Origin of the sequence: Xanthomonas sp. fls2-241-TYG-148, from assembly GCF_030208815.1 — a bacterium.
Classification (GTDB): domain Bacteria; phylum Pseudomonadota; class Gammaproteobacteria; order Xanthomonadales; family Xanthomonadaceae; genus Xanthomonas; species Xanthomonas campestris.
The window spans coordinates 203,677-222,456 of the sequence record NZ_JARVTE010000004.1; the positions used below are offsets into that span (position 1 = coordinate 203,677).

Here is an 18,780-nt window from a genome sequence, read left to right on the forward strand (position 1 = left end):
CGGATGATGCAAGCAGAAGCGTTGCCGCCACCAACGCCTGCGTTAGCCATTGTTTGTCTGCATCGCATCGATCGAGCCATGCAATCCAAGCACACTGTTGCGGCGCCAGGCTGCCCGTCGACAATCCCTTGCCGCGCAACGCCTGCGCCGGCTTCTGTCTCACCAGTGGTCGGAAACTGCGCCGTTGCATGCATGCGGAACCGCCAGCGCACGCACGCCGCATCAGGGTTCCGTTGCCGATGAAACAGTGGCACGCCCGAAACGTGCGTGTTATCAATGCATCCCATGAACGCACCCCGCAGCCAATTTTATTTTTGGTACTACGGTTTTCCGATGCCGCTGGCGGAGGAAGGAGTGCGCTCACCCTGAAGGAAACTTCAGCAGCATTCCCGAAAAGCCGCCAGCGCACACTGGCGGCTTTTTTGTTGCCGCCTCGCCTGGCTTCCCTGATGCACCGCCGACCCGAGACAACGTTATGCCGCCGCTGACCGATGACCTGCGTATCCGCAAGATCGAACCGTTGACCCCGCCCTCGCAGCTGCTGTCGCTGCTGCCCTGCGATGAGCGCGCCTCCGAGACCGTCACCAACGCACGTGCCGCCCTGCACGAGATTCTGCACGGGCGCGATGACCGCCTGGCGGTGGTGATCGGCCCCTGTTCGATCCACGACCCTGTGGCTGCCATGGAGTACGCGCAGCGTCTGCGCCCCTTGCGTGAGCAGTTCGGCGATGCGCTGGAAATCGTGATGCGCGTGTACTTCGAAAAGCCGCGCACCACCATCGGCTGGAAGGGCCTGATCAACGACCCGGACCTGGATGGCAGTTTCCAGATCAACAAGGGTTTGCGCGTGGCGCGTGGCTTGCTGCGGGATATCAATAACCTCGGCCTGCCGGCTGGCGTTGAATTTCTCGACATCATCTCGCCGCAGTACATCGCCGACCTCGTGGCCTGGGGCGCGATCGGCGCGCGTACCACCGAAAGCCAGGTGCATCGCGAAATGGCCTCCGGCCTGTCGTGCCCGGTGGGGTTCAAGAATGGCACCGGTGGCGACGTCAAGATTGCCGTGGACGCGGTGGGCGCGGCCTCGCATCCGCATCATTTCCTGGCGGTGACCAAGGATGGCCACACCGCGGTGGCGGCCACTGCGGGCAACCCGGATTGTCATGTGATTTTGCGCGGCGGCAAGCAGCCCAACTTCGACGCGGCCAATGTGGAAGCATCCAGCCAGGTGCTCAACAAGGCCGGGTTGCCGGCGCGGCTGATGATCGACGCCAGCCACGCCAACAGCGGCAAGAACCCGGACAACCAGCCCAAGGTCATCGACGACATTGCCACGCAGCTGGAGGGCGGCGAGACGCGCATCGTTGGCGTGATGGTGGAAAGCCACCTGGTCGGCGGCCGGCAGGAACTGGTGCCGGGCGGCACGCTGACCTACGGCCAGAGCATCACCGACGGCTGCCTGGATTGGGACACCTCGCTGCAGGTGCTGGAGCGCCTGGCGAGTGCGGTGCGTGCACGTCGTGCGCGGCGGGTTGCCGAGGCTGCGTGATCGTTGAGGCAGTGGCGTGAGAATACGAGGCTTCGCCCGCACCCTCATCCGGCGCTCCGCGCCACCTTCTCCCGGTGGGAGAAGGGATAAAGTCCCTCTCCCGTCGGGAGAGGGGTTGGAGTGAGGGTACGGCGGAAGACAGCCATTCCAAGTCGTGTGCCTGCAACTGACCTGACGTCGCAACAAGTGCGCATGTGTAACAGAGTCAAAGCCCAGAACATTTGAGTGCAGCACATCAAAAGTGCAGCACAATCATGGTTCGACATCGTCAAGCAGCGCTCGAAATATTCACAGCGCAAAACACAAAAAAAACGCGGCGCATCCAAGCGCAGCACATCCAAACAAGTGCTTGCCACGCCGGCGGCGTTGACGTCGGTCGCGATAATCTCGTTGGCACGAGCGGCCAACAAAACGTATCGAGCGGCCTGACGGTGAGCACACTAGTGTTGGTCGATGGCGTTCTAAAACAAGAACGCCGGGCCGGCACAGGGAGCCGGCCCGACGGATTGCAAACCACCCAGTGATAACCCGATGCCACCGGCGGCAGGAGGGGAGAGAGGGGCGTCCTGCCGCCGGTGACGAGCGGGCAGGAACGTTATCCGCGACGCACGTGCCAGCGCGATGTCGCAGCGTGGCAACGCCAGCAATGAAGTTCGGGAAGCGTTAAATGCCAGGTGTGGCAATCGCATGTTGCGCTCTGTGCTGTGCGTGCACACCGACAACAGCGGAGCTGCAGCGCAGCGTCCGTATGCCGCGCCACTTCCCGAAGAGAAGGCGCGTCGCCATCTAGCTACGGCATCGCGGACAGCGCCGCACTTCACAGCTTCAGCGCATGAACAACAGCAACAACAGCAGCAGCAACAGCAACAGCAACAGCAACAACAGCAGCAACAGCAGCAGCAACAGCAGCAGCAACAGCAGCAGCAACAGCAGCAGCAACAGCAACAGCAGCAGCAACAGCAGCAACAGCAGCAACAGCAGCAACAGCAGCAACAGCAACAGCAACAGCAACAACAAGACAGTTTGCATTGCCACAGCATGATTCATGCGTCTTGCGAAAAGCGACGACACCCATGATGCGAGCCGCTAAGGCTGCGGCGTGGCCAAGTATCTACGGCAAAGCACCGGCCCAAGTTGAAGTTCGTGCAACACATTGATCGCGCCGCAAAGAGCGGCTGAAACTAACGATTCCCGATTCCCGATTCCCGAATCACCTCAACATATCTCCAGTCTCCAGCCACTGCTGGTGCCACGCCAATGCTTCGGTCAGCAGATGCGGCGTGTGCTTGCCATAGCTGTCGCGATTGGCACGTGCGACGTAGTCTTCCAGCGCGTCGCGGTAACGCGGATGCACGCAGTGCTCCAGCAGCTGGCGTGCACGTTGCTTGGGCGTCAGGCCACGCAGGTCGGCCAGGCCTTGTTCGGTGACGATCACTGAGACGTCGTGTTCGGTGTGGTCGACATGGCTGACCATCGGCACGATTGAGGAAATACTGCCGGCCTTGGCGATGCTGGGGCTGAGGAAGATCGACAGGAACCCGTTGCGCGCGAAATCGCCGGAGCCGCCGATGCCGTTCATGATGCGGCTGCCCATGACATGGGTGGAGTTGACGTTGCCGTACAGGTCGGCCTCGATCATGCCGTTCATGCCGATGCAGCCCAGCCGCCGCACCAGCTCGGGATGGTTGGAGATTTCCTGCGTGCGCATCACGATGCGCTGCCGGTAGAAATCGATGTTGCGTTTGAACTCTTCATTGCCTTCCGGGCTGAGCGCAAAACCGGTGCACGAGGCATAACGCAAGACGCCATCGCGCAGCAGCGCCAGCATGCCGTCCTGGATCACTTCGGTGAAGGCTTCCAGGTCGCGGAAACCGCTACGCGCCAGGCCGGCCAGCACCGCATTGGGAATGTTGCCCACGCCCGATTGCAGCGGCAGCAGGTTCGCCGGCAGCCGGCCTTTGCTTACCTCGTGGCGCAGGAAGGCGATCAGGTGTTCGGCAATGCGCTCGCTGCTGTCATCGGCGGCGGCAAACGGGCTGTTGCGGTCCGGGCCATGCGTACGTACCACGGCCACGATCTTGTCCGGGTCGCAGCGCAGGCTGGGCTCGCCGATGCGGTCGTCGCCGTGCAGCAGCGGAATGGGTTTGCGGTGCGGCGGCAGCGCGGTGCCGTAATACACATCGTGCATGCCATCCAGGCCGGCCGGTTGCCAGTCGTTGACCTCGATGATCACTTTCCTGGCCAGGTCCAGCCAGGTCTTGTTGTTACCGATGGAGGTGGACGGCACCAGGCTGCCGTCGGCACGGATTGCCGACACTTCCACCACCGCGGTGTCGATCTGCCCGTAGAAGCCGAACCACACGTGCTGGGCAACGTGGCTCAGATGGATATCGATGTAGTCCAGCGTGCCGGCATTGATGCGTTGGCGCGCATCCGGGTCGGACTGGAACGGCATGCGCATGGCGATGCCGTCGGCCTTGGCTAGCGCGCCATCGAGCTCTGGCGCGGTGGAGGCGCCGGTCATCAGCTTGATCTGGAACGCCTCGCCCTGCAGGTGCGCCGCTTCGATGCGCTGCGCCAGCGCCATCGGCACTGCCTTGGGATAACCCGAACCGGTGAAGCCGCTCATCGCCACGGTTTCGCCGGGCTGGATCAGCGCAGCAGCGGCCTCGGCAGAGACCAGGCGGTCGCGCAGCGGCGCGTTGAGGATGCGTTCGTCGGACATGTGCGGCACAGCGTGTGACGGGGGAAGCCGAATTATCGCCGCTGCACTGCCTGGGCGGGGCTTCGACGATGGTACTGTGTGCGCTCAGGCGGCGGAGCAGGCATTCACGCCTCGCCGTCGGCCCAACAGGGATAGTGGCGGCGGACTCATCACACTGTGCACCCATGCCCTCTCTTCGCGATCGCTTCCAGCGCTGGCCCCGGCCATGGCGCATTGCAGTGGTCGTATTGCTGGGGCTGTACGTGCTGTATCTGCTGGCAGGCAACATCTTTCTCAACACGCCGCTGTTCGATGCCACCACCAACCGGCAGCCGCACAAGTTCACCATGCAGACCGGCCCGGCAATCACGGTGTTTCCGGGGCAGGTGATGGCCTGGAACGTGCGCATGCGCGGGCAGGCCAACCGGACCGTTTACGTCTTCCATGCCGACCGCGCGCATGCGCGCATCGCGCTGCTGCCGTTGTTCCGGCGCGAGGTGCGGCTGCCGTGGCTGCATGCGTCCGGCCTCAGTGCCGAGGTTGAAACCGCCGAAAAGGCCATCCCGCCGCCGCCGCGCGGCAACCGCGGCTGGACGCTGCGCTTCGATGCGATCAGCAGCACCAGCATCCGCAGTGCACGTCTGGGCAAGCTGCTCATCGCCGGGCACGGCCATGGCACGGTGGGTTTTCTCAAACAGCTCAAGGGCGGGCCGTCGGAGTTGTTTCCTTCCGAAGCGGGCTTTACCGATGCGGTGGTCAGCTACGACGGCGTGCAGGTGTTCAACGGCGCGCAACTGGACGCGCAGTTCCAGTTCCCCCGCCATTACCGCGACCAGGCGCCGGGCCTGCGCAAGCTCGGCATCACCCGTGCACGCCTGAAGCTCAACGCCAGCACGGTGGCGTTGAAGATCGACACCGGCGCGCCGCACGTGGACATCAGTAGCGGCCCCTCCGCCGCACGCGTGGAGGCCGATATCACGCTGGAAAACGGGGCCTTGAAGCCGGGTAGCCGTGCGGTGTGGCGGCTGCCGTTGCTGGCCGGTGTGGGTGCTACCGATCGCGGCATGCTCGCGCTGCAGCTGGATGTAGCGCAGGACATCCGCGTGCAGGCGCGGCTGCCGCGCGATGCGGACACCGGCAGCGAACTGGATGCCGATCTGCGCATCGCCGGCCGCAGCATTCCGTTCGCCGCACCGGCGCAACTGCTGCCGCGCCTGTCCGGGCAGGTACGCGGCCGCTGGAAGTTTGAGTCGCTGAACTGGATCGCCGAGTTGTTCGTGCGCAAGCCGTGGTTCCAGCTGGAAGGCGGTGGCCTGGTCGAGGCGGATCTGCGCCTGGCGCAGGGGCGGCTGGCCAGTGGCAGCACGCTGGATATCCCGCGGGTGGAAGCGGTGGCACAGGTGGCGGGCACCCGCCTGGCCGGTGTTGCCAAGGCACACGGGCACATCGACGATGCCGCCACGCCGCAGGCGCATCTGGATGTGGGTATCCCCACGTTCAGGGCCACGCCCAGCGATGCGCCACGGCAGGTGCTGCTGGACGGCCGCGACCTGCAATTGGCCATGCAGGGCGATGCGGAGTTGGCGCGGCTGCGCGAGACAATGAAGGCGCAGCTGCGTTTCAGCGATGCGCGCGTGCCGGACCTCACCGTCTACAACCGCTATCTTTCCGGCAAGACCGTGCGCTTGTTGGGTGGCAGCGGCCGGCTGAGTGGCGACGTGGCGCTCAATGCGGCCGGTGACGTGGGCAACGGCCATGCGGATCTGCGCGGGCAGGGCGCGCACCTGTCCATCGCCGGCATCCAGATGCGCGGCGATGCGCAATTGCAGGCGACCCTGCGGCGTGCCGACTTCAAGGCCAAGTTCTTCGACCTGAGTGGCACGCACATTCGCTTGCGCAACATGCGCGTGGGCGATGCCGCCACCGACGCCGCCTGGTGGGGCGAGGTGGAGGTGCCGGCCGGCACGATTCAGGCCACCGCGCCCTTCCAGGTGGATGCCGATGCGGCAGTGCGCATGCGCGATGCCGCGCCGCTGCTGTCGGTGTTCGCACAACGCGCTGATTACCCGCGCTGGGTGCTGGGCCTGCTCGATGCCGGCCAGCTCGACGCCACCGGCCGGCTGCGCTGGCGCAAGCAGCAGGTAGTGGTGGACGACCTGCACGCGGAGAACGCACGCCTGTCGCTACGCGCGCGCCTGGCAATTGACGATGATTACAAGCGGGGCGACCTGTATCTGCGCTGGGGCGTGCTTGGTGCAGGCATCGAGCTCGATGGGCAACAGCGCCAATGGCATTTGGCCGGCGCACGCGAGTGGTACGAGGGGCGCTCGTCCTTGCTGCCGCCGATGGCCAAGAAGAAGTGAGCGTGTGCGTAGGAGCGCACCTGGGCGCTAGGGGATCTACCAGTAACGCTACGTTGCGCCCGGGTGGGTTCCTACGGTCTGCTGCGGCTGAGCGGATATGCGGGAGCAACTACCAATGCATGTAGTTCGTGGGAAACCACGTTTGTCGCGGTCTGTCGTCATCGGCATGCTTACACAGCGTTAGTGACGCGAATAACCACGTAGGCGCGCACCCGGGCGCAATGAGGATTCCCTAGTAACGCCCCGTCGCGCTCCCGGTGCGCTCCTACGGGTTGCTCGGCTGACGGAACTCGCGGGAAACCGGACGTGTAGTGGTCTTTTGTCATCGGTGCGCATACACCGCGTCTGGGTGAGGCGGATAGCCACGTAGGAGCGCACCTGGGCGCGACAAGGATTTCCCGGTAATGCCTGTCGCGCCCAGGTGCGCTCCTACGAGATGCTGTGATCGATGGGATCGCCGCATAGGCTGGCAATCCCCGATCACACCAATCGCGACGCGCACCGCTGCGCGTGACAATCACGCCTGGCTTGGCACACTGCACTGTGCCGCCTGCGCGGTCTTCAGGAGCTTGCCGTCATGACGATGCCTGTCCGCGCCCGTTGGCGTGCCGTGCCCCGCGCCGTGCGTTGGTCGGTGCTTGCGGTGGTGGCGCTGTACGCCGCGTACCTGCTGCTCGGCAATCTGTTCCTCAACACGCCGCTGGGCACTGCCGCGCTCAATCGCACGCCGGACCGCTTCGCCATGCAGTGGCGCGCGGGGATGACCTGGTGGCCGGGCCGCCTGACCTTGTGGGACGTCAGCTTGCACGGCCGCACGACGCGCAGCCGTTGGGAGGCGAGTGCGGACCGCCTGCATGGCCAGGTGCGCTTGCTGCCGCTGTTGCATCGCCAACTGTTGGTGCCGGAGCTGCATGCGCAGGGTGTGCGCGGCGGCTTGCATGCGTCCGACCAGCCTGGCGCTGCTGTGGCATCTCCCGCGCCTGCGGCTTCGTCGGCAACTGCAAGCGCAACTGCATCTAGCGCCGCAGCTACAGCGGCAGCTACAAACGGCGCCTCTACGCCACGCACTTCGCCAGCCGATGGGATGCCAGCCAATCCTGCTGCAGCCAATGCAGCCAATGCAGCCAATGCAGCGAATGCAGCGAATGCATCCGCCATCTCAGCCGACCAGGCACCCACCGCACCCACCGCATCCACCACGGCAACCACGCAGTCAGCAGCACGCTCCACCCGCAGTCAAACCCCCGCGTGGACGTTGCAGTTCGATCGCATCGTCGCCGAGCAGGTGCAGGCGCTGGCACTTCGCCAGTTACAAGTCGCCGGTGACGGGCAGCTGCAATTTGGCCTGTTCAAGCAACTGCGCGGCGGGCCGATCGAAGTGTTTCCATCGCGCGCGGTGTTCGAGCACGCCACGCTGCACTGGGCCGGCACCGAATTGCTGCGTAACGGCCAGTTACGGGTGGAAACCAGCATTGCCCGGCATACCGCGGCGCAGGCACGCGGGTTGGCGGTGTTGCAACTCACCGACGCGCTGATCGGTGTGCGTGGCGATACCGCCGCGCTGGAAGTGACACGCGATGCGCAAGGAAAAACCAGGCTGAAGACGCGAGCCGGGCAAGGCCGTGCCGATGGCGAGCTGCGCTGGGCGCGCGGTGAACTGCATCCGGGGAGCCACCTGCAATGGCGGACGCCGTTGCACGACGGTACCCGCACACCAAACGCATTGCTGGGCGAGCTGGCCGCGCAGTTGCAGGTGGATCAAGACATGCGCCTGCGCGTCAGCATGCCCGAGCCGGCCGATGCCGGCCTGACGTTGGATGCGGACCTGCGCGTGCAGGGCCGGCGATTGCCACTGCAGGCGCCGCGCAACCTGTTGCCGCGGACGTCCGGGCACGCGCGCATGCATTGGCAGCTCGCCTCGCTCAGCTGGATTCCGGCACTGTTTCCCGGCGTGGACTGGCTGACGCTGGAAGGCGACGGCCTGGTGGATGCAGACCTGCGCATCGTGCGCGGACAGCTGGCCGCCGGCAGCCGATTGCAGGTGCCGCGCGTCACCGCGCGCGTGGGCGTGATGGAGCACGCCATCGAAGGCCAGGCCAGCGCCGACCTGCGCGTGGAGGCCGATGCCGCCGGCCATCTGCTGCCCTCGCTGGCACTGCGCATGCAGCAGTTTTCAATCGCCCACCGCACGGCACTGGCGCGCCCGTTCGTGCAAGGGCGCGATCTGCGCCTGGACCTGCAGACCCGTGCCGACGCACGCACCCTGGCCAGCTTGCGCGACACCACCCGCGCGCATCTGGTGTTCACCAATGCGCGTGTGCCGGACTTGCGCGCCTACAACCGCTACCTGCCGCAACAGCAGCTGCGGTTCGATGGGGGCAGCGGTGCGCTCAGTGGCGATCTGCAGATCGAGCCGGGTGGACGTATCGGCAAGGGCGGTTTGCGCATCGCCGCGCGGGCGGCACGCCTGCAGTTTGCCGGGCTCGCGTTGCGCGGCGATGTGGATGCAAACCTGCGACTGCAACGCGGCGATCTGCGTGCAGAAAATTTCCGCCTTGATGCCAGCCAGATCAACCTGCGCAATGTCGGTTTCACCGGCCCCGATGGACAGCGACGCGATGGCTGGTGGGCGCGCATCGTACTGGATGACACGCACATGCACTGGCATGCGCCAGTGGGTGTGGATGGACGCGTGCGCATCGACGTGCGTGACCTGGCGTTCTTGATGGCCATCTATGCACGCGATCGGTCGTTGCCCAACTGGATGGTGCGGCTGGTGGATGCCGGCCAGGCGCAGCTCGCCGCGCGCGTGCATTGGCAGGGCGATGAAGTGATCGTGGATCGCTTGCAGGCGCACAACGCGCGTTATCAGGTGGATGCACGTTTGCGTCTGCGTGGCACGCAACGCAGCGGCAGCCTGTTGGCGCGCTGGGGTGTATTGAGTGCGGCGGTGGGCTTGCGCAACGACACGCCCGAATGGCATCTGCTACGCGCTGCCGAGTGGTATCGCGCGCAGCCGGATCTGTTGCGCTGAGGCCCGCACGTGGCGAGTCCGATGTGAAGGAAAAACTCTAGTTCTGTACTGCCGGGTATTGTTTTGCAGTGCAGCGTGCAAGTCGCCGAACAGGCGCGCACTATGATCCTGCATCCCGACGTGGGGGAGGGAGCAAAGCCCGCTGGCAGTTCGCTGCAAGCGGGCTTTTTTATTGCCTGAACAGTCTACGCCGCGCGTCTGCGCACATGCTCAGGGCAGCGGCAGCATCCATAGACACGGCCCGCCGGTGATGAACAGCCGCTGCTGTGCCTGGTCGAAGGTGCAGTTGGAGGCGGTGCCCGGCGTGGGGATGTGCCCGAGCAGTTGCCCGTCGCTGTCGAATACGCACACGCGGGTGCCGGAGCTGCTCCATAGCCAGCCGCCGCGATCCACACAGAAGCCATCCGGCAGCCCGTCCGGGACGCTGGCGAAGTGGCGGCGGTCGTGCAGCGCGCCATCGCGCCAGTCAAACGCGGTGATTTCCACGCTGCCGTGTCCCTGCTCCGGGGTTTGCGAGACGTACAAGGTCTGCTCGTCGGGCGAGAACGCCAGCCCGTTTGGGTGGTCCAGGTCGGCCATGCGCTGCAGCGGGCCGCCGTCCGGCGGCAGCCGGTACACGCTGTGGTGGGCGAGCTCCGGATCGGCCGGGCAGCCCTGGCTGGGTTTGCGCAAGCCGAACGGCGGGTCGGTGAACCAGATCGCGCCATCGCGCGCCACGATCAGGTCATTGGGCGAGTTGAGCCGCTTGCCGGCATAACGGCCCACCAGCAGGTGGGCCTGGCCATCGGCATCGCTGCGGGTGATGGCGCGCCGGCCGTGTTCGCAGTGCACCAGGCGCTGCTGCGCATCCACCGCGTTGCCATTGGTGAAGGCGGTGGCATCCAGCAGCACATCCACGGTGCCGTCTTCCCGCCACCCCAGCACGCGGCGGCCAACCAGGTCGCTCCACACCAGCGTGCGCTGGGCCTCCCACCAAGCCGGGCCTTCGCTCCAGGTGGCCTGGTCGTAGAGGGTGAGCAGGCGCGCATCGCCCAACCGTGCGGCCAGCGCGGCGTGCGTGGTGCGGGGCGGGTCGCAGTCGGCGGGAACGGCCGGGCCGGCCGGGCGGACGCGGCAATGGCTGTCCATCATGGCGCCGCTGTTTCATCGAACGGATGCGCTGCCGCCACACCGGGGGAGTGCGCAAATTGCACCATCATCTGCAGGCAGGGCGTGTCGCCCAGTTGGCCGGAGCGGTGGCCGCGTGCGTCGGTGGTGCCCTGGTCCTGGCCGAAATGGATATCGCCGGGGCCCATTTCCACGCGCGTGCCGTCGCCGGTTTCGATAAACCAGCGCCCGCGCAGCGGGATCACCCACTGCGGGTGCGGGCTTTCGTGCCAGTCGCCGACCCAGCCCACCGGCAGCACCGCAAACTGCACGCCCACCACCTCGCCGGGAAACGGCCGCAGCCACTGCGGCGCGGCGCCACCGCCTACGCTCTTGCTCTGGAAGCCGGCCAACTGCGAGGTGTTGAGCCGGCTCAGCCCGTCCGGCCCGGTCCACAGGTGCAGGAACGGCAGGCTGGGCGGCAGGGCGGGATCGGTACCGTCGTTATGCAGCGCGACCTGCGAGGGCAGGGCCGCGGCGGGCAACAGGGTGGGCGACATACGGTGACCTCGTGCGAAAACCGCAGTGCAGCATGGCGTTTGTCAGGGCGTTGTCTGCGAGGCGTAAAAGGTCGAACCGGTGCATAGGGCGACTGTTGACGTTGCATGCGACCTTGCTGGCAGGTGGACGGGGTCTTGCTGACGATGGCGATGACATCAGCACGGCATGCCTTCGCGCGCAGTTCGGGCAGGCGCGTCGGTCGCGAGCGCAGCTTCAGCTGCAATGTCTGGCGCGTGAGCGCGTGAGCGCGAGAGGCACGTCCTGCGATTGCCGCCGTGTATCGCTGTCCATCCACGGACGACTGCCATTCCAGGAATTCCGCGAGCGGCAACTGACCTCCGCCGCAGCCAAAGCACGCTGCCCGCCGGAGCAGTGCAGACCCGGTCGCGTCTGCAACACGGCGCTGCATCCGTTAGAATGAGATCAATTCTCATTTAATCCCGGGTGCACCCTGCCCGGGTCCGGCGTCCAGGAGGTCATCGTGTCGGCCACGCAAGTCGCGCTTCAGCAGCAGGTGGAGCGCCTGTACACCGACCACCACGGCTGGCTGCAGGGCTGGTTGCGGCGCAAGCTGGGCGACGGGTGCGTGGCGGCCGACCTGGCCCAGGACACCTTCATCAGCGTGATCGATGCCGGCGCGGCCGACCAGATCCGCGAGCCGCGGCCGTTCCTGGCCACCATCGCGCGGCGGCTGATGGCGCACCGCCAGCGGCGCAAGCTGCTGGAGGCCAGCTACCTGGAGATGCTGGCCGCGTTGCCGGAAGAGCTGGCGCCTTCGCCGGAGTTGCACCTGCTGGCGCTGGAGGCGGTGCAGCAGCTGGACCAGGCGCTGGACGGCCTGCCGCCGAAAGTGAAGGAGGCCTTCCTGCTGGCGCACCTGCACGAGCTTAGCTACGCGCAGATCGCGCAGCGCCTGGGGGTGTCCAGCAGCTCGGTCAAGCAATACCTCACGCGCGCCAACCGGCAATGCCTGTTCGCGCTGTCGGCCTGAGTGGTGGCACCGATGTCTGCGAGCAACGCCAGCACGCCGCGCACGCCCCTGGCCGGCGGGCAGCCGATCAGCGCTGAGGTGGCCGACCAGGCCGCCGAGTGGCTGACGGTGCTGATGTCCGGCACCGCCAGCGCGGCGCAATTGCGTGACTGGGAACACTGGCGCGCCGCGCATCCGGACCACGCGCGGGCCTGGGCGCATCTGGAAGCGGTGACCGGGCGACTGAAGACCCTGGCACCGCAGGCGGCGTACCGCAGCCTGTCGCCGTATGCCGACGGCAAGCGCCCCGCCTCGCCGGGCCGACGCAAGGCGCTCAACCTGGTGTTGTGGGGCGGGTTGGCCGGCGCCACCGGGCTGCTGGCCACCCGCACCCAGCGCTGGCAACAGGCAACCGCCGACTACGCCACCGCCACCGGGCAGCGCCGGGTACTGCAGCTGGACGACGGCACCCGCCTGACCCTCAACACGCGCAGCGCGGTGGATGTGCGCTTCGATACGCACCAGCGCCTGCTGGATCTGGTGGCCGGCGAGATCATGGTGGTGACCGCGCACGCGCTGGGCGCCGCGCAGGACCCGCGCCCGCTGCTGGTGCGTACCGTGCACGGCGATGTCCGCGCGCTGGGCACGCGCTTTTGCGTACGCCAGGACCAGGCGCAGAGCCGGGTCACGGTGCTGGAGAGCGCGGTGGAGATCCGCCCGCGTGATGCCACTCACGCCGCGCGCCGCGTGCAGGCCGGCCAGCAATGCGTGTTCAATGCCGCGTTCCTGCAGGCGCCCGGGCCGGCCGATGCGCAGGCCACCGCCTGGGAGCGCGGCCAGTTGATTGCCGACGAGTTGCGGCTGGATGCGTTCGTGGCCGAGCTGGAGCGCTACCGCCCCGGGCTGCTGCGCTGCGACCCGGCGGTGGCCGGCTTGCGCGTCTCCGGGGTGTTTCCGCTGGACGATACCGACCGCATTCTGGCCATGTTGCCCAGCGTGTTGCCGGTGCGGGTGCGCCAGCGCAGCCGCTACTGGGTGAGCATCCAGGCGGCCGGTTAGGCGCAGCGATCGAACGACTGCGTAGCTGCGAGGCGGGTGCGGCCGTTGCTCGAAACCCTATGGTCCTACGGACACTCCAGTTCCTCTGCGCCGCCCGCACCTGCTGACGATTGCTCACTAGGTTTTTTCGCGGATCCAAGCGCGGCGATCGCGCTGCGGCGCCCGCAGATCGTGCCGTACGCGGCGCAGCGCTGAATAGAACTGGGCGGGCACTCTGATGGGCGAGGCGCGCATCGCCGGGCTGGTCGGGCCGCCGGTGCGGCTGCCAGACACGCAACGCCGTGGTGTCGGCGAGTCGGTATGCGCCCCAAGTTCCCGACGCGCCATCCGCGGGTGCTCGCGTAAGACACCTCTGTCCGACGACCGCGCGCTGCGGTCATCAGCCAGTCCGGCCCGCGTCTGCGGACGCCCGGCAGACACCGCCGCCGCAAGTCCCGAAAAAAAGTTGCGAGATCGTCTGCCCGATCGGCGCGCTCGTGGCACCTCCTTGATGACGGTGTCAGTGCGACGCCACCTTAGATTGCGGGAACCCCATGTCCATCTCCGACCGCCGCCGCGGCCACCACGCTGTTTCGCTGCACCTCTCACTGCCGCGCGCTGCACTGCCCAGGCCCATCACCATCGCGATTGCGCTGGCCCTGTGCGGCCTGACGGTGCTGGCCACCAGTCCCGCTGCCGCCGCGCAGGATGCCCAAACCGCGTCCGCGGCCCGGCAGCGCTACAGCATCCCGGCCGGGCCACTGGCACCGGCCCTGCGCAGCCTGGCCGGCTCGGCCAACCTGCTGCTGAGCTTTACCGCTGCGCAGACCGATGGGCGCACCACCGCCGGGCTGGACGGCGACTACACCGCGGCCGGCGCACTCACTGCGGTGCTGGCCGGCAGTGGGTTGCAGGCCGTGCCACTGCAGACCGGCGGCTACGTGTTGCGCCCGGCACCTGCGGCGGTGACCAGCCAGGGCGAAGTGGATGCCTGGCTGCTGCCGACGGTGAAAGTCACCGCGCAGGCCGAACGCCGCGCCGCCACCAGCGGCACCGGCAGCTATACCGCGCGCGCGGTCAGCATCGGCCGTGGCGAGCAGCGCCTGAAGGACATCCCGCAGTCGATCAGCGTGGTCACCCGCCAACTGATGGACGAGCAGAACATCACCTCGGTCTACGACGCGCTGGCCAGCACCACCGGCATCACCATCGTGCAGAGCCCGCAAGGCGGCAAATACATTTATGCGCGCGGTTTCGACATCACCACCGTGCAGTACGACGGCGTGCCGCTCAATCGCGGCATGTATGGCCGCGCCAGCAACTACAGCGCCAACATGGGCATCTACGACCGTGCCGAAGTACTGCGCGGCGCCGCCGGCCTGCTGCAGGGCGCCGGCAACCCCAGCGGTGCGGTGAACCTGGTGCGCAAGCGCCCGCTGGACGTGCCCGGCGTGAGCGTGATGCTGCAGGCCGGCTCCTGGGACCGCTATGGCTCCTTGCTGGATGCCAGCGCCAACCTCACCGACGATGGTGCCTTGCGCGCGCGCGGCGTGATCGACTACCAGGACCAGCACTCGTTCGTCGATGGTGTGGAGCGGCGTACGCCCACCTATTACGGCACGCTGGATTACAGCGTCTCGCCGCAGACGCAGGTCAGCCTGGCGGCAAGCTACGAAGAAGTCGAAGGCCGACCATTTTTCGGCGGCCTGCCGAGTTACACCGACGGCCGCGATATCGGCCTGCCGCGCAGCACCAACCTGGGCGCGCAGTGGAACCGGCAATCCTCGTCCAATCGCGGCCTGTACCTGGACCTGGACCATCGCTTCAACGCCGATTGGGTGTTCAAGCTCAGCGCGGTGCAGGTGCATGAGCGGCACAACCTCAAGTACGCCAGCTCCAGCCGCGCGATCAACCCGGCCAACGGCACCGGCGCCCTGCTGGCGGCGCGCACCATTTCTGAAGCGGACGTGGCCGGCGTCGATGCCAATGTGATTGGGCATTTCAACGCGCTCGGGCGGCGCCACGAGTTGGTGTTAGGCAGCAATTACGCCGAAACCACGGTGGATACGGTCTACGGCAACAAGAACAACTTTCAGACCTTCAACGTGTTCTCGCTGCAACGCAACGTGCGTGCAATCAGCGATGAGGAAATCTTTGCCAGTGCGCGCGAGGCGCGTCACGGCACCTCGCGCGAGCTTGGTCTGTACAGCGCGTTACGCTGGCAGCTGACCGACCCGCTGAAGGCGATCGTGGGCGCACGCGTGAGCTGGCACGACACCAAATGGAACACCACCACCACCGGGCTGTCGCCCTCGCAGTCGATCGAACACACCCGCGAAACCGGGCAGGTCACCCCGTATGCCGGCCTGCTGTACGCGCTCACGCCCACCTGGTCGGCGTATGCCAGCTATGCGGACATTTTCCAGCCGCAGAACGCGCAGAACGAAGCCGGCGAAATGCTCAAGCCCATGACCGGCGCCAACTACGAGCTGGGGCTCAAGGGCGAGTGGCTGGACGGACGCATCAATACCGCCTTTGCGCTGTTCCAGGTGGAGCAGAAGAACCGCGCGCAGGCCGACCTGAGCACCAGCCCGACCTGCCGCAACAACGACTTCTGCTACATCGACACCGGCAAGGTGCGCAGCCGCGGCTTCGATGCGGAAGTCAGTGGCGAAGTGCTGCGCGACTGGAACCTGTTCGCCGGCTACACCTTCAACCGCACCACCTATCTGCAGGATGTCAGCAGCCAGGGCCAGACCTTCAACAGCTACACGCCCAAGCACCTGCTGCGGGTGTGGACCACCTACCGGCTGCCGGGCGTGTTGCAGGACGTCACCGTGGGGGGCGGCGTGAGCGCGCAGAGTGCGGCGTATCGGCAGATCGGCGCGGCCACTGCAGATATTCCCGGGCGCGCGGTGTGGAATGCGCTGGCGCGTTACCAGGTGAACCGGCAGTGGTCGCTGGCGGTGAACTTCAACAACGTGTTCGACAAGCGCTACTACAGCACCTTGTCGAGCTTCGTGAATGGCCGCTATTACGGTGAACCGCGCAACGTGATGGTGACCCTGCGCGGCGCGCTGTGATGCGCCGCTGCATGCACGGGGCGATGGCCGCATGAGGGAGGGCTTTCGGCAAAGCATGGCGTGGCTGCACACCTGGTGCGGCCTCACCTGTGGCTGGCTGCTGTGCGCGATCTTCCTCACCGGCACGCTCAGCGTGTTCCGCGATCCGATCACCAGCTGGATGCAGGCCAGGCCGGCGCTGCCCGGCGCCGCCACGCATGCGCCACTGGCCCAGGCACAGCTGGTGCCACGCGCGCTGGCGCACCTGCGCCAACAGGCGGCGCAGGCCACGTTGTGGCGCGTCAGTTTGCCGGTGCAGCCGGGCGACACCCTGGATGTGGTCTGGCGTGGCCCCGCTGGCGCCGGCCAGGCCACGCTGAGCCCCATCACCGGCGAAGTCCTGCCCACGCCGTGGGGCCGCCAGACCGAGGGCGGGCGGCATTTCATGAGCTTCCACTACACCTTGCAGGGCGGCATCCCCGGCTACTGGCTGGTGGGCTGGGTGTCGATGTGCGGGCTGATTGCGTTGGTGTCCGGCGTGGTGGTGCACAAGCGCATCTTCTTGGACTTTTTCACCTTCCGTCCGGGCAAGGGGCAGCGCTCGTGGCTGGATGCGCACAACGCCACCGCCGTGCTCACGCTGCCGTTCCTGTTGATGATCGTCTACACCGGGCTGGCGTATTTCTCCACCAGCTATCTCTCCGCCCCGCTGCACGCGTTATATGGACAGGACGAAGACGCCTACGCCCGGTACGAGGCGGCGTTGTCGCCTGCCGCCGCGGCACCAGCGGCCCAGCCAACCCGGCACGAGCGGATGCACACCTATCTGCCCGATCTTGTGCAGCGCGCCGCAGCGCTCAATGGTCAGCCTGCGCAAACGTTGGTCATCCAACGCCCGGACCAGCCCGGTGGCACGCTGCGCGTGATTGCGCGTGTTGCCGACACCGCGCACTCGCGGCAGTTGCTCAATCCACCGGCCAGCGTGGTGTTCGATACCGGCAGTGGCGCGCTACTGGAGCGGCATGCGGTTGCGGCGCACACGCCGCTGCAAGCCGCCGATGTGGAGGCGACGATCAAGACCTTGCATGTGGCCGGGTTTGGCGGCTGGACCGCCAAGTGGCTGTACTTCGTCTGTGGCCTGGCCGGTACCGCGATGATCGCCACCGGCACGGTGTTGTTCACCGTCAAGCGCCGGCGCCGCAGCGAGCAGGAATTCGGCGCTGCCACGGCAGGCATCTATCGGGTGGTGGAAGCGTGCAACGTGGCCGCGCTGGCCGGCACCGCGCTGGCCTGCATTGCGTACTTCTATGCCAACCGCTTGCTGCCGGCAGAGCTGGAGGCGCGTGCGCAGACGGAAATCCGGGTGTTTCTGTGGGTGTGGGCCGGCACGTTGCTGCATGGCCTGCTGCGCCCACCGCTGCGTGCCTGGGTGGAGCAATTGGGTATCACCGCCGCGTTGTGCATTGGCCTGCCACTGCTCAACGCGGCCAGCACCGGTCAGCATGTGGGGCGCTATCTGCTCGATGGCGACCTGCAGCGCGCCGCGGTGGAACTCACCGCCCTGGGCTTCGGTGTGAGCGTTGCCTATGCCGCGTATCGCGTGCAGCAGCGCGTCAGTGCGCCGCCACCCGTGCGTGCGGCGCGGCGCACGCAGACAGCGGAGCCCGGTGCATGAGTCAATCGCCACAGGCATCGCCATGGCGTTACCGCGGCGCCGTCGCCGGGCGCGTGCTGGCGGCCAGCATGGGCGGCTATGCGCTCACCGCCAGTGGCAGCGGCGTGGCCGCGCAACTGCTGGCCCGCGTGGCAGGCATGCCGCCGGTGGTTGCGGTGCTGGTGACCACGCTGCTGAGTTTCGTGGTCTACACGCTGCTGGCGATGTGGATGTTCCGTGCGCGCAGCGCGTGGCGGATGTGGCGGTGGATGCTCGTCGCGCTGGCGGTGCTGGCAGGCATCGACTGGGTGCTGCGGGGCAGTGCATGGCCGGCATGATCGCCTCGCTTACCGCGTTGGCGCTGTGCCACGCCGGCATGATGGCGATTTGCGTAGCGATGCATCGCCATTACGAACAACTCACCGGCCAGCGCACTGCACCGCGTGCGCAGCGCTGGCAGTTGCGCGTGCTCGGTGCGTGCCTGCTGCTGAGCGCACTGGGCGTATGCGTGCGCGCCTGGGGCGGCAGTGCAGGCGCGGTGCTCTGGCTGGGCATGGCGAGCGCCGGGGCCTTGTGGGTGGCGCTGGGGCTGGCATATGCACCGCGCCGCAGCGCCTGGGTGGCAGTGACGGTGGGATGCCTGGGCGGCGTGGCTGCGGCCGGCGCAGTGCTGGGGCTCGGCTAGCGCGAGCGCAACGTGTAGATGCGTATGCGGGTGCGTCATTGCCATGGTAGGCGCGCTTGCGCGCGAGCTTGGCA

General features: G+C 66.9%; 14 protein-coding genes. 10 read left to right on the forward strand and 4 right to left on the reverse strand.

The annotated features are described in order from the left end of the window. The first annotated feature begins 475 nt into the window (after positions 1-475). Together QRM60_RS08870 and QRM60_RS08875 are read left to right on the forward strand one after the other, a co-directional pair. Positions 476-1,549, forward strand: a complete 1,074-nt coding sequence (locus tag QRM60_RS08870; RefSeq protein WP_070689544.1) for a 3-deoxy-7-phosphoheptulonate synthase — start codon at positions 476-478, stop codon at positions 1,547-1,549. Between the two features lie 225 nt (positions 1,550-1,774). After that, a complete protein-coding gene (locus QRM60_RS08875) occupies positions 1,775-1,978 on the forward strand; it encodes a hypothetical protein (RefSeq protein ID WP_153065454.1) in 204 nt (67 codons plus the stop codon). Between the two features lie 396 nt (positions 1,979-2,374). Here QRM60_RS08875 and QRM60_RS08880 read toward each other — a convergent pair whose 3' ends face one another. Beyond that, positions 2,375-2,578, reverse strand: coding sequence for a hypothetical protein (locus QRM60_RS08880; RefSeq protein WP_285445998.1), 204 nt, complete (start codon positions 2,576-2,578; stop codon positions 2,375-2,377). Between the two features lie 181 nt (positions 2,579-2,759). After that, positions 2,760-4,274, reverse strand: a complete 1,515-nt coding sequence (locus QRM60_RS08885; protein ID WP_285445999.1) for an acetyl-CoA hydrolase/transferase family protein — start codon at positions 4,272-4,274, stop codon at positions 2,760-2,762. Between the two features lie 164 nt (positions 4,275-4,438). On the opposite strand from QRM60_RS08885, the gene QRM60_RS08890 reads away from it, so the two are divergent. Further along, positions 4,439-6,616 (forward strand): hypothetical protein, encoded by a 2,178-nt coding sequence (locus QRM60_RS08890; protein ID WP_285446000.1) that lies wholly within the window; start codon positions 4,439-4,441, stop codon positions 6,614-6,616. A 577-nt stretch (positions 6,617-7,193) separates the two neighbouring features. Then, positions 7,194-9,650: a hypothetical protein gene (locus QRM60_RS08895; RefSeq protein WP_285446001.1), complete on the forward strand. Its 2,457-nt coding sequence runs from the start codon at positions 7,194-7,196 to the stop codon at positions 9,648-9,650. Between the two features lie 210 nt (positions 9,651-9,860). Here the strand turns inward: QRM60_RS08895 and QRM60_RS08900 are convergent, their stop codons facing one another. Together QRM60_RS08900 and QRM60_RS08905 are read right to left on the reverse strand one after the other, a co-directional pair. Further along, a complete protein-coding gene (locus QRM60_RS08900; RefSeq protein WP_285446035.1) occupies positions 9,861-10,778 on the reverse strand; it encodes an SMP-30/gluconolactonase/LRE family protein in 918 nt (305 codons plus the stop codon). After that, positions 10,778-11,296 carry a hypothetical protein gene (locus QRM60_RS08905; protein WP_285446002.1) on the reverse strand — a complete coding sequence of 173 codons (519 nt, stop codon included), beginning with the start codon at positions 11,294-11,296 and terminating at the stop codon, positions 10,778-10,780. Before QRM60_RS08905 ends, QRM60_RS08900 begins: the two co-directional genes overlap by 1 nt. 482 nt (positions 11,297-11,778) lie before the next feature. Between QRM60_RS08905 and QRM60_RS08910 the strand changes: the two genes are divergently transcribed. The 6 genes from QRM60_RS08910 to QRM60_RS08935 all read left to right on the forward strand — a co-directional run bounded on the left by QRM60_RS08910 (position 11,779) and on the right by QRM60_RS08935 (position 18,706). Next, positions 11,779-12,288, forward strand: a complete 510-nt coding sequence (locus tag QRM60_RS08910) for a sigma-70 family RNA polymerase sigma factor (RefSeq protein ID WP_014509154.1) — start codon at positions 11,779-11,781, stop codon at positions 12,286-12,288. Between the two features lie 12 nt (positions 12,289-12,300). Continuing rightward, entirely contained in the window at positions 12,301-13,326 is a 1,026-nt protein-coding gene (locus QRM60_RS08915) for a FecR family protein (RefSeq protein ID WP_285446003.1), read from the forward strand. A gap of 533 nt (positions 13,327-13,859) precedes the next feature. After that, positions 13,860-16,388 carry a TonB-dependent receptor gene (locus QRM60_RS08920; protein WP_285446004.1) on the forward strand — a complete coding sequence of 843 codons (2,529 nt, stop codon included), beginning with the start codon at positions 13,860-13,862 and terminating at the stop codon, positions 16,386-16,388. Positions 16,389-16,443: 55 nt separating this feature from the next. After that, positions 16,444-18,042 (forward strand): PepSY-associated TM helix domain-containing protein, encoded by a 1,599-nt coding sequence (locus QRM60_RS08925; RefSeq protein ID WP_285446005.1) that lies wholly within the window; start codon positions 16,444-16,446, stop codon positions 18,040-18,042. Further along, positions 18,039-18,359, forward strand: a complete 321-nt coding sequence (locus QRM60_RS08930; RefSeq protein WP_115556871.1) for a DUF3649 domain-containing protein — start codon at positions 18,039-18,041, stop codon at positions 18,357-18,359. The genes QRM60_RS08925 and QRM60_RS08930 overlap by 4 nt, the downstream gene beginning before the upstream one ends. Next, complete coding sequence (locus QRM60_RS08935; protein WP_161962822.1) at positions 18,356-18,706, forward strand: DUF3325 domain-containing protein; 351 nt, start codon at positions 18,356-18,358, stop codon at positions 18,704-18,706. Before QRM60_RS08930 ends, QRM60_RS08935 begins: the two co-directional genes overlap by 4 nt. Positions 18,707-18,780: the final 74 nt, after the last annotated feature.

Bases quoted from the DNA above. Each gene is read 5' to 3' on its own strand.
- QRM60_RS08870 (WP_070689544.1), top strand. From the start codon at position 476: ATGCCGCCGCTGACCGATGACCTGCGTATCCGCAAGATCGAACCGTTG.
- QRM60_RS08880 (WP_285445998.1), bottom strand. From the start codon at position 2,578: ATGCAAACTGTCTTGTTGTTGCTGTTGCTGTTGCTGTTGCTGCTGTTG.
- QRM60_RS08885 (WP_285445999.1), bottom strand. From the start codon at position 4,274: ATGTCCGACGAACGCATCCTCAACGCGCCGCTGCGCGACCGCCTGGTC.
- QRM60_RS08890 (WP_285446000.1), top strand. From the start codon at position 4,439: ATGCCCTCTCTTCGCGATCGCTTCCAGCGCTGGCCCCGGCCATGGCGC.
- QRM60_RS08895 (WP_285446001.1), top strand. From the start codon at position 7,194: ATGACGATGCCTGTCCGCGCCCGTTGGCGTGCCGTGCCCCGCGCCGTG.
- QRM60_RS08900 (WP_285446035.1), bottom strand. From the start codon at position 10,778: ATGGACAGCCATTGCCGCGTCCGCCCGGCCGGCCCGGCCGTTCCCGCC.
- QRM60_RS08905 (WP_285446002.1), bottom strand. From the start codon at position 11,296: ATGTCGCCCACCCTGTTGCCCGCCGCGGCCCTGCCCTCGCAGGTCGCG.
- QRM60_RS08915 (WP_285446003.1), top strand. From the start codon at position 12,301: ATGTCTGCGAGCAACGCCAGCACGCCGCGCACGCCCCTGGCCGGCGGG.
- QRM60_RS08920 (WP_285446004.1), top strand. From the start codon at position 13,860: ATGTCCATCTCCGACCGCCGCCGCGGCCACCACGCTGTTTCGCTGCAC.
- QRM60_RS08925 (WP_285446005.1), top strand. From the start codon at position 16,444: ATGGCGTGGCTGCACACCTGGTGCGGCCTCACCTGTGGCTGGCTGCTG.
- QRM60_RS08930 (WP_115556871.1), top strand. From the start codon at position 18,039: ATGAGTCAATCGCCACAGGCATCGCCATGGCGTTACCGCGGCGCCGTC.
- QRM60_RS08935 (WP_161962822.1), top strand. From the start codon at position 18,356: ATGATCGCCTCGCTTACCGCGTTGGCGCTGTGCCACGCCGGCATGATG.